The 9,093-nt window shown below is 66.2% G+C and carries 12 protein-coding genes and 1 pseudogene; 2 read left to right on the forward strand and 11 right to left on the reverse strand.

What is annotated here, in order from left to right; translation table 11 throughout:
- Both B1A78_RS22795 and B1A78_RS18535 read left to right on the forward strand, forming a co-directional pair.
- Window positions 1-217, forward strand: a pseudogene (locus B1A78_RS22795) (hypothetical protein); the annotation flags it as partial.
- A 12-nt stretch (window positions 218-229) separates the two neighbouring features.
- On the forward strand, window positions 230-991 hold the full coding sequence (locus B1A78_RS18535; RefSeq protein WP_077148393.1) for an A24 family peptidase: 762 nt from the start codon (window positions 230-232) through the stop codon (window positions 989-991).
- A 34-nt stretch (window positions 992-1,025) separates the two neighbouring features.
- On the opposite strand, the gene pal is transcribed toward B1A78_RS18535, so the two are convergent.
- The 11 genes from pal to ruvC form a co-directional block, all read right to left on the reverse strand.
- Complete coding sequence (gene pal, locus B1A78_RS18540; RefSeq protein WP_179102088.1) at window positions 1,026-1,541, reverse strand: peptidoglycan-associated lipoprotein Pal; 516 nt, start codon at window positions 1,539-1,541, stop codon at window positions 1,026-1,028.
- Window positions 1,542-1,667: 126 nt separating this feature from the next.
- A complete protein-coding gene (gene tolB, locus B1A78_RS18545; protein ID WP_077148383.1) occupies window positions 1,668-3,038 on the reverse strand; it encodes a Tol-Pal system beta propeller repeat protein TolB in 1,371 nt (456 codons plus the stop codon).
- Between the two features lie 5 nt (window positions 3,039-3,043).
- Complete coding sequence (locus B1A78_RS18550; RefSeq protein WP_077148384.1) at window positions 3,044-3,868, reverse strand: hypothetical protein; 825 nt, start codon at window positions 3,866-3,868, stop codon at window positions 3,044-3,046.
- Window positions 3,869-3,877: 9 nt separating this feature from the next.
- Window positions 3,878-4,375: a protein TolR gene (gene tolR / locus B1A78_RS18555; RefSeq protein WP_077148385.1), complete on the reverse strand. Its 498-nt coding sequence runs from the start codon at window positions 4,373-4,375 to the stop codon at window positions 3,878-3,880.
- Window positions 4,375-5,073, reverse strand: coding sequence for a protein TolQ (gene tolQ, locus B1A78_RS18560; protein WP_077148386.1), 699 nt, complete (start codon window positions 5,071-5,073; stop codon window positions 4,375-4,377). Before tolQ ends, tolR begins: the two co-directional genes overlap by 1 nt.
- Complete coding sequence (locus tag B1A78_RS18565; RefSeq protein ID WP_077148387.1) at window positions 5,067-5,546, reverse strand: YbgC/FadM family acyl-CoA thioesterase; 480 nt, start codon at window positions 5,544-5,546, stop codon at window positions 5,067-5,069. Before B1A78_RS18565 ends, tolQ begins: the two co-directional genes overlap by 7 nt.
- A gap of 113 nt (window positions 5,547-5,659) precedes the next feature.
- Entirely contained in the window at window positions 5,660-6,682 is a 1,023-nt protein-coding gene (gene ruvB / locus B1A78_RS18570) for a Holliday junction branch migration DNA helicase RuvB (protein WP_077148388.1), read from the reverse strand.
- Window positions 6,679-7,203, reverse strand: coding sequence for a hypothetical protein (locus B1A78_RS18575; RefSeq protein ID WP_077148389.1), 525 nt, complete (start codon window positions 7,201-7,203; stop codon window positions 6,679-6,681). Before B1A78_RS18575 ends, ruvB begins: the two co-directional genes overlap by 4 nt.
- Window positions 7,196-7,606 carry a GFA family protein gene (locus B1A78_RS18580; protein ID WP_077148390.1) on the reverse strand — a complete coding sequence of 137 codons (411 nt, stop codon included), beginning with the start codon at window positions 7,604-7,606 and terminating at the stop codon, window positions 7,196-7,198. Before B1A78_RS18580 ends, B1A78_RS18575 begins: the two co-directional genes overlap by 8 nt.
- 83 nt (window positions 7,607-7,689) lie before the next feature.
- A complete protein-coding gene (gene ruvA / locus B1A78_RS18585; protein WP_077148391.1) occupies window positions 7,690-8,289 on the reverse strand; it encodes a Holliday junction branch migration protein RuvA in 600 nt (199 codons plus the stop codon).
- Window positions 8,290-8,582: 293 nt separating this feature from the next.
- Entirely contained in the window at window positions 8,583-9,056 is a 474-nt protein-coding gene (gene ruvC / locus B1A78_RS18590; protein ID WP_077148392.1) for a crossover junction endodeoxyribonuclease RuvC, read from the reverse strand.
- Window positions 9,057-9,093: the final 37 nt, after the last annotated feature.

Consider the following 9,093-nt stretch of genomic DNA (forward strand, 5'->3'; position numbering starts at 1 on the left):
CAAGGCGTCAAGCATCGCCGTCATCGGTCAGAAGCGGCCCGAGCTGACCAGCCAGTCGGGCATGGAACGGCTGACGTTGGGCTTCGACGGCAGCGGCGCCTATCGCGCCGAGTTCGCGATCACCGCCGATGATCCGGTAATGGCGTCGACCCTGTCGGCGATAGGCTTCCGCGCCGGGAACAATGGCTTCGTGCTGGTCAGCTCGGGCCGCTTCTGACCGATGACGGCGATGCTTGACGCCTTGCCCATGGGCGCGGGCGTCGGCATCGCGGCGCTGGTCGGGCTGGTCCTCGGCAGCTTCATCGCGACCTTGGTGCTGCGCTGGCCCGACGGCCGTTCGCTGCTCGGGCGGTCGCAATGCGACGGGTGCGGGCGGGCGCTCGGCGTGCTCGACCTTGTGCCGCTGGTGTCGGCGCTGGTCCAGCGCGGGCGCTGCCGCCGCTGCGGTGCGGCGATCGATCCCTTTCATATGCAGGTCGAACTCGCGTCGGGGCTGATCGGCGCGTTGGCGCTGTCGATCATGCCGGGCCTGGCGGGCTGGCTGTGGGCGCTGTTCGGCTGGCTGCTGCTGCCGCTCGCCCTGCTCGACGCGCGCCACATGTGGTTGCCCGACCGGCTTAGCGCGGTGCTGGCTATCGCCGGTCTGCTGCTCGCCGGCCCACTGCTCGATACCGGGCTGATCGATCGCTGGATCGGCGCGCTCGCGGGCGGCGTGCTGCTCGCGCTCGTCGCGCTCGCCTATCGGCGCGGACGGGGCCAGGACGGCATGGGCGGCGGCGATCCCAAGCTCGTCGCCGCGATCGGGTGCTGGATCGGGTGGCAGGCGTTGCCGCTGATGCTGCTGCTCGCCAGCGCCGGCGGCATGGCATGGGCGCTTGTCACCCAAGGAAAAGGGGACCGGCCGCTGTCGATGCGGGCGATCCCCTTCGGTACCTTTCTGGCCATCGCCGCCTGGGCGACGGTGCCGTTATGGCCGCTGCTGGCCGGATAGCCAGCACCTCCGACGCGAGTCGGAGAAAAGACGCTTAGCGCTGGATGACCACGGTCACCGCGCGGCGGTTCTTCGCATAGGCTTCCTCGGTCGAACCGAGTTCGGCCGGGCGTTCCTTGCCATAGCTGATGACCTCGATCCGCGACGGATCGACGCCGAGCGAGGCGAGATAGTTTTTCGCCGCATTGGCGCGACGCTCGCCGAGCGCGATGTTGTAATCGCGGGTGCCGCGTTCGTCGGCATGGCCTTCGAGCAGAACGCGCACTGCCGAATTGCGCTGCAGCCACTGCGCCTGGCTGGCCAGCGTCGCCTGGTCCTCGGCATCGACATTATATTGGTCGAAACCAAAGAAGATGCGGTCGGACGAGACATTGTTCAGGAAGTCCTGCTGCGAACCCGGGATCACGGTGTTGCCGCCGGTGTTGCCGCCGCTGCCGTCGTCAACGCCATCGGGGTTGGGAGGCAGAACCTCGGGGGCCTTTTTCGAGCAAGCGCCCACAGCGAGCATTGCGATCGCGGCGATCATGGCGGTGGTTTTCCGTATCGTCATGTTGTCGTCCCTTTCGTGTTGGTCCGGATGGTCCTGTTCATGTTGAGATTAACCCATGTTGAACCCAAGGTTTGAACCCGAGGCGTCAACTTAGGTTCCGCCGCGCAAAATGCGCGGTCTGGCGCGTTACGGCAGCACGGGTCCCCAGCTGGGGTCCGACCCGTCCTGCGGCGTCTGCAGTCGGCGCATGTTCACGCCGGTCAGGTCGACCTGCCACAGGCTCGACTTGCCGGTCGCGCCGCGCGTGGTGCGGAAGAATTGCAGCACACGGCCGTTCGGCGACCAGGTCGGGGCTTCGTCCTGCCAGTCGTTGGTCAAAAGCCGCTCGCCGCCACCCGACGGCGTCATCACGCCGATGCGGAAATCGCCGCTCATCTTGGTAAAGGCGATCAGGTCGCCGCGCGGCGACCATTCGGGGGTGGCATAGCGCCCGCCGCCGAAGCTGATCCGCTGCTGGTTCGACCCGTCGATGTTCATCGTATAGATTTGCTGGCCGCCCGAGCGGTCGCTTTCGAACACGATCTTCTTGCCGTCGGGCGAGAAGCTGCCGCCGACGTCGATGCCGGGGTTATTGGTCAGCCGAACCGGCGTGCCGCCATTCGCCGAGATGCGATAGATGTCGGTGTTGCCGCCGGTCGCCATCGAATAGAGGATCTGGGTGCCGTCGGGCGACCAGCGCGGCGCGAAGGTCGCGTTGCGGCTTTCGGTCACCAGCTTCTGCGTCCCCGCCGCGACGTCATAGATGAAGACGCGGACGCGGTCGTTCAAATAGCTGACATAGACGATCTTCTTGTAATCGGGCGAGAAGCGCGGCGAGATCGCGAGTGCCTGGCCGTTGGTGATGAAGCGGTGGTTGCCGCCGTCCGAATCCATGATCGCGAGCCGCTTGATGCGATTCCCCTTGGGACCGCTCTCGGCGATGTAAGCGACGCGGCTGTCGAAGAAGGGCGCTTCGCCCGACAGGCGCGAATAGATGGCGTCGGCGCATTTATGCGCCGCGCGGCGCCAGTCGCTCGGCTGGATCTCGAAGCCTTGGCGGACCAGTTCGCTGCCAAGATCGGTGTCATAGAGATAGCAGCCGACGATCAGCCCGCCGGTGCTGTTTGTGCGCACGAAGCCATGGACGACATTCTCGGCGTCGCGCGCCTGCCAGTCGGCGAAGCGCGGCGCGGTGACTTCGGCCATGCTGATCGCGCGAAGGCTGCCGGGGCCGAGCGGCGCGTAGAGCCCGCTGCGCTCAAGGTCGGCGGCGATCACTTCGGCGATCTGGCGGCCGAGGCTGTCGGTGCGCAGGCCCGCGACGGTGGTGACTGCAGGGGTGGCGAAGGCCGGAACGGCGATCACGGCGCGATCCTGCGACAAGGTGCCTTCGATCGTCTCGCGCGGTTCGGCCGGCGCGGGCGTTGCAGGGGGCGTCGGGGCCGGCGAAACCTGTGCCAGTGCCGGAGAGGCAGCGAGCGCCAGCACGAGCGCGAGAGCGGTGGAACGGAGGATCATCTCTTCTACCTCTTGATGAAATCGAGCGTATAATTCTGCCAGAAGCTGTAATTCTCTTCGGGCAGGTCGAAGGGGGCGGCGAGTTCGACGGCGCGCTTGGCGCATTCCTGATGCCGCTGGACCTGGAATTTGTTGCTTTCGTTTTCGCCGGTCGTGGTGACGCTGGAAAAACCGGCGAGCGCACCGGACGCTGTCAGGCGGAACTTCACGACGGTCTTCAACTGGTCGACATCGACGCCGCTGACCGAGCAGCGCTGCCAACGGGGATTGACCTTCGATTTGATGCTGACGTCGATCGACTTGCGCACTTCGGCGGCGGTCGCCGCAGCGGGAGCCCCTGTTTTCGGGGGCGTTCTGGTCGGCTCCTTGCCCAAGCCATCGGTAATGCCGTCAAGGCGGCCGGTCGGTCCACGCGTGCCCGTTTTTGGCGGCACTTTCGGCGGCACCTTTGGCGCCGCTTTCTGCGCGGCAGGGGGCACGGCCTTTTTCGGGGGCACCGGCGGCGCCTTTTTCACGACCTTCGGCGACGGGGCCGGGGTTGGCCGGGCAATCGGCTCGGGCGGCGTCGGGGTTGGCACCGGTGGCGGCGGCGCGTCGTCGAAACTGTCCTCTTCGCCCAACCGCGGTGCCGGGGGCGTGTCGCTGATCACTGGCGCGGTCGAGGTCGGCGCCGTCTCGGCGATCAAATCGACCTCCATCGGCGGATTGTCGAAACGCCGGTCGCCCGCGGTCCATTGCACCGACAGCAAGCCGATGATCAGGACGTGCGCGACCACCGCGATGGCGATGCCGCGTGCTTCATTGCCGGTGACTGCCCGTGTTGCCGCCATGATGCCAGCCTAGGGAGCCGTGCCTGAACCACCGGTGACCGCAGCGGGTTCGCTGTCCGAGCCCGTGGTCACCAGCGCGATGCGGGTCAGCCCGGCGCGGTTGAGTTCGCCCATCACGCGCATCACCCGGCCATAGTCGAGCCCTTTGTCGGCGCGCAGCATGATCTGTTGCGGGCGCTCGCCTTCCTTCTGTGCCGCCGCGATCGCGTCGAGGCGCGCGGGCAGCTCGTTCTCGGGCACGACTTCTTCGCCGATATAGATGGTGTCATCGCCGTTGATCGACAGCTGCACCGGCTCCTGCTCCTCGGTCTCGACCGGCTTGGCGCGGCTTTCGGGCAGGTCGACCGGGACCGCCGAGGCGAGCAGGGGGGCAGTGATCATGAAGATGATCAGCAGCACCAGCATCACGTCGACGAGCGGCGTGACGTTGATTTCGGACATCGGCGCGCGGCGTCCGCCACGCCCGCGGCGACCGCCGACCCTGGCCGAAGTGTTCGACATCGCCATCAGGATTCGACCTCCAGCTCGCGACTGAAGGTGGCGAGCAGCCCGTCGGCAAAGCGCCCGAGCCGCGATTCGAGACGATTCAGTCTCTGCGAGAAGCTGTTATAGGCGATGACGGCCGGGATCGCCGCGAACAGACCGATTGCGGTCGCGAAGAGCGCTTCGGAGATACCGGGGGCCACCACGGCGAGGCTGCTGTTGTTCGACGCCGCGATCTCGGTAAAGGCGCGCATGATGCCCCATACCGTGCCGAACAGCCCGACGAACGGGGCGACCGACCCGATCGTCGCCAGAATGCCGATCCGGTCGACCAGCTTGTCGATCTCGCTGTCGACCGCGGCGTTCATCGCAATGCCCAGTCGTTCACGCGTGCCGTCTCGGTCGACGGCCTTGCCCGCGGTCGATCGACGCCATTCGGAAATGCCGGCGGCCAGAATCTTGGCGCTCGGCAACTCCTCGCGGCCATTTTCATCATAGAATTTGTCGATATTGCCGGCCCGCCAGAAATCGCGTTCGAACCGTTCGGAGGCGCGCGAAACCTTGCCGACATTGCGACCATGCGCGATGATCACCATCCACACATAAATCGACGCGCCGAGCAGGCCGAGAATTACACCGCGACCAATCCAGTCGGCGTGGAGAAAAAGCGCGATCGGGGAAAGCGTCGCCGCGTCGGCGGCCACCGAGATATTATTCAGCAAGGGATATTCTCTCCATTCATGATGGCGGTGAATCTCTGGATCCAGTCGAGCGGCTGGCGGCGGGGACGGCCTTCGGGGGACAGAAAGGCCGCCGTGACCCGGCCCTCGGTAAGCGTGTCGCAGCTGAACGCATCCTGACCGCGAAGGATGCGCTGGGCGATAATGATGCTGGCGCCGCGCACCGCCTCGACCGTGCTGACGACGAGCAGGTCGTCGTCGAGCTTCGCCGGGCTGCGATATTTGATGCTCAGGTCGGTCACCGCCCAGGCGCCTTCGCCGGCTTCCATCGCGCTGCGCTGGTCGATGCCCGCGAGGCGCAGCATGTCCGACCGCGCGCGCTCCATATAGCGCAGGTAATTGGCGTGATAGACGATGCCCGACAGGTCCGTGTCCTCGAAATACACGCGCGCGCGGTAATGATGCTCGCCCCCGACAAAGGCGCCGGGGACAAAGGGGGGCGGGACATCGCTCATCTGGTTAACCGATAGCGATGCTTCGACTCGTCGCAAACCCCTGATCAACGGTTCGTCGCACGATAGCGCCATTTGGTGGAAGAAAGTGGCGGATTTCCGCCTGTCTTACCCGCCTATTTACCCAAGTCGAAAAGTCCGTCCTGCGATCCGGCGGGCGGATTGAGCCCCAGATGCTTCCACGCGCTGGCATTGAGGCACCGGCCGCGCGCGGTGCGCGCGATCAGCCCGATCTGGAGCAGATAGGGTTCGATCACATCCTCGATCGTGTCGCGCGGCTCGCTGAGCCCCGCCGCCAGCGTCTCGACCCCCACCGGGCCGCCGCGATAGATATCGGCGATCATCGTCAGATAGCGCCGGTCCATCGCGTCGAGCCCGAGCGCATCGACTTCGAGCCGGTTGAGCGCGGCATCGGCTGCTTTGGCGTCGACGATCGCGTGTCCCGCGACCGTCGCGAAGTCGCGCACACGGCGGAGCAGGCGGCCGGCGATGCGCGGGGTGCCGCGCGCGCGGCGGGCGATTTCGAGCGCGCCGTCGGGGGCGATCGGCAGCCCGAGCAGCCGCGCGGCACGGCTGATCACCTGTTCGAGCTCGGCATGGGTGTAGAAATTGAGCCGCACCGGAATGCCGAAGCGATCGCGCAGCGGCGTCGTGAGCAGCCCCTGCCGCGTCGTCGCGCCGACGAGGGTGAATTTGGGCAGGTCGATCCGCACGCTGCGCGCCGACGGCCCCTCGCCGATCATGATATCGAGCGCGCGATCCTCCATCGCCGGATACAGAATCTCCTCGACAGCCGGCGACAAGCGGTGGATCTCGTCGATGAAGAGAACGTCGCTGTCCTCGAGATTGGTGAGCAAAGCGGCGAGGTCGCCCGCCTTCGCGATCACCGGGCCGCTGGTCGAGCGGAAGCCGACACCGAGTTCGCGCGCGACGATCTGCGCCAGTGTCGTCTTGCCGAGCCCCGGCGGGCCGAAAAACAGCACATGGTCGAGCGCATCGCCGCGCGACTTTGCGGCCTCTACGAAGATGCGGAGGTTCTCGCGCGCCGCCGCCTGCCCGACGAACTCTGCTAGCGATTTGGGGCGCAGCGCGGCGTCGGCATCCTCCGGGGTGCGCAAGGGCGTGGTGAGGTCGGTCATTGGCTGGGGGCGCTTTCCCACGGCGCCGTGAAGCGGACGCGGCGCCAGACGAAGCGATCGGGGTGCGCTTTGTAGCTTTCGAGCCTCATGGTTGATCGCAATCCAGGAGAGAGCCAGTAATAGGTCTGCCCGGCTGCCTTGGACGGGACCGTCGCATAGCCCTCGACTACCCCCTTCGCATCGGGCTGACCCATCCAGAAAATGCAGTGATCGCCCCAGTTTGGAGCTACCACAACGATGTGATCGCCGGTGCGCAACGTGCCGTCGCCCTCGACCACCAGCATGCGATAGGCGAATTGATCGGCCGGGTTGCCGTCCTTCAGGATCAGCGCTTCCTCGACGCGCAGCCGCGCTTGTTTTGCGCCGCCGGTTGAGCGCTCCCGGGGTTCGTTATCGAGCAGAAAGCGCGCTTGGTGGCACGCCTGGGCCTGCTGGGGCAGGACTGCGACGCTGCCGACCGCGAACAGGAACAGTGCGCGCCTGATTTTGGTTCGCGCGATGGTGAGGGCCGGCTCAGTCATAATGGTCTATTGCCTCGCCGGTGATCGAAACCCAAGGCTCCCTGCGCTCCTCATAGACCGAATAGTCGGAGACGAAGCCGTGGCCGGGCTCGAAATTGCCGAGCGGGATGGTGTAGGCGTCGTGGTAGGGCTGCGCGCGGTACCAGACGCCCGAACCGCAGGTGGGGCAGAAGAAGTCGGCGGTGTTGCCGCTGTCGCCGGTATATTGCCACATCTTCGCTTGCGCCTCGCCCTCGGTGCGGACCTGCTCCTCCGGGAAGCGCACCTGCGCGACAAGGGCGCTGCCGCTCCACGCCTTGCACTCGCGGCAATGGCACACCGACACGCGGATCGGCTCGCCGGTGCGGGCGATGCGGATCTGGCCGCAGCGGCAGGAAGCGTGGCGGGTGGGCGTCTCGGTCATGGGCGCGCGATATCCCTTAATCTCGTCAAGCTGAACTTGCTGAAACAAGTTCAGCATGACGAAGGTGGGAGAGGTGCGCCCCTTCACTTCGCGGCCTTCTTCAGCGCCAGTCGCACCAGCGCGTCGAGGCTCGCGCCTGTGCCCAATTCCTCGCTCGCCGCGGCGACGGCGGCGCTCGCTTCGCCGGGCTTGAAGCCGAGGCTGGTGAGCGCGGCGATAGCGTCGCCGAGGGGGCCGGCGTTGGTGCCCCTGGCCGGACTCGAACCGGCGATCCCGCCGAGCGCCCCCGCCTTGTCCTTCAACTCATGTGTGATCCGCTGCGCCAGTTTCGGGCCGACGCCGTTCGCGCGCGCGATCATCGCGCTGTCGCCGCTCGCCAGCGCGCGCTGCAGGTCGCCGATTTCCAGCGCCGACAGGATCGCGAGCGCGACCTTGGCGCCGACGCCCTGGACGCTGGTGAGCAGGCGGAACCAGTCGCGTTCCTCGGCGCGCGCGAAGCCCAATAGGCGGAGGAAATCTTCGCCGACGAGCATCTCGGTGTGGATGGTGACATCGCCGCCGACCGCGCCGAGTGCATCAAGTGTGCGCGCCGACGCCTCGACCAGATAGCCGACGCCGCCGACGTCGATCACCGCATGGCCTGCGCCGCTGCTGTCGAGCCGTCCGGTGAGTTTTGCGATCATGCGCCCGTGCTAGCGCGGTGGGAATGAAAAGGGAACAAGGAAGGAAGAATGTCTCAGGCAAAGGCGCAAATGCGCGAAGAAGGTGGAGAAAAATATTCTCACACGAAGACACGAAGAGGGTAGCTGCCGCCACCGGCGGAGCGTTGGCCACCCGAGCTTCGCCTTGAAGGCGGACCGAAGGCCGGCAGTAAATGAAGCCACCGTTGGTGGAGACGCAACGCCACTGCTTAGGCCGACACCTTTGTGTATTTGTGTGAGTCTCTATTTCTTCTTTGCGCCCTTGCGTGAGATTTTTACGCGCGCGGCCGGTGGTTCGCGTGGCAGATCGCGACAGCCAGCGCATCCGCCGCATCGGCGCCCGCAACCTTGGCGCCGGGAAGCAGGACGCGCAGCATCGCCTGCACCTGCTCTTTCGCCGCGCCGCCGGTGCCGACGACCGCTTTCTTGACGAGGCGCGGGGCATATTCGCTCACCGTCAGCCCGGCGCGCGCGCAACCGAGCAGGACGACGCCGCGCGCGTGCGCGAGCTTGAGCGTCGATTGCGGATTGTCGTTGACGAAGACTTCCTCGACCGCAGCGGCGTTCGGTGCATGATCAGCGATTACCGCAGCGAGCATGGTGTCGAGATAGGCGAGGCGGTCGGGCAGTGCGGTCTTGGCATCGGTCTTGATCTGACCGTTGGCGATATGGCTGATCCGGCTGCCCTCGATGCGGATGACGCCCCAGCCGGTACAACTGAGCGAGGGGTCGAGGCCGAGGATGATCATCTTTTAAACCCCTCCCACAGGCGGGAGGGGTTTGGGG

Origin of the sequence: Sphingopyxis sp. KK2 (assembly GCF_001990265.1) — a bacterium.
In the GTDB taxonomy this organism is placed as follows: Bacteria; Pseudomonadota; Alphaproteobacteria; order Sphingomonadales; family Sphingomonadaceae; genus Sphingopyxis.

What these genes read in the sequence shown, in the direction of transcription:
- tolR (WP_077148385.1), bottom strand. Translation starts at nt 4,375, where the DNA reads ATGGCGATGTCGAACACTTCGGCCAGGGTCGGCGGTCGCCGCGGGCGT.
- B1A78_RS18565 (WP_077148387.1), bottom strand. Translation starts at nt 5,546, where the DNA reads ATGAGCGATGTCCCGCCCCCCTTTGTCCCCGGCGCCTTTGTCGGGGGC.
- pal (WP_179102088.1), bottom strand. Translation starts at nt 1,541, where the DNA reads ATGACGATACGGAAAACCACCGCCATGATCGCCGCGATCGCAATGCTC.
- ruvB (WP_077148388.1), bottom strand. Translation starts at nt 6,682, where the DNA reads ATGACCGACCTCACCACGCCCTTGCGCACCCCGGAGGATGCCGACGCC.
- B1A78_RS18575 (WP_077148389.1), bottom strand. Translation starts at nt 7,203, where the DNA reads ATGACTGAGCCGGCCCTCACCATCGCGCGAACCAAAATCAGGCGCGCA.
- B1A78_RS18550 (WP_077148384.1), bottom strand. Translation starts at nt 3,868, where the DNA reads ATGGCGGCAACACGGGCAGTCACCGGCAATGAAGCACGCGGCATCGCC.
- B1A78_RS18535 (WP_077148393.1), top strand. Translation starts at nt 230, where the DNA reads ATGCTTGACGCCTTGCCCATGGGCGCGGGCGTCGGCATCGCGGCGCTG.
- tolB (WP_077148383.1), bottom strand. Translation starts at nt 3,038, where the DNA reads ATGATCCTCCGTTCCACCGCTCTCGCGCTCGTGCTGGCGCTCGCTGCC.
- ruvA (WP_077148391.1), bottom strand. Translation starts at nt 8,289, where the DNA reads ATGATCGCAAAACTCACCGGACGGCTCGACAGCAGCGGCGCAGGCCAT.
- B1A78_RS18580 (WP_077148390.1), bottom strand. Translation starts at nt 7,606, where the DNA reads ATGACCGAGACGCCCACCCGCCACGCTTCCTGCCGCTGCGGCCAGATC.
- ruvC (WP_077148392.1), bottom strand. Translation starts at nt 9,056, where the DNA reads ATGATCATCCTCGGCCTCGACCCCTCGCTCAGTTGTACCGGCTGGGGC.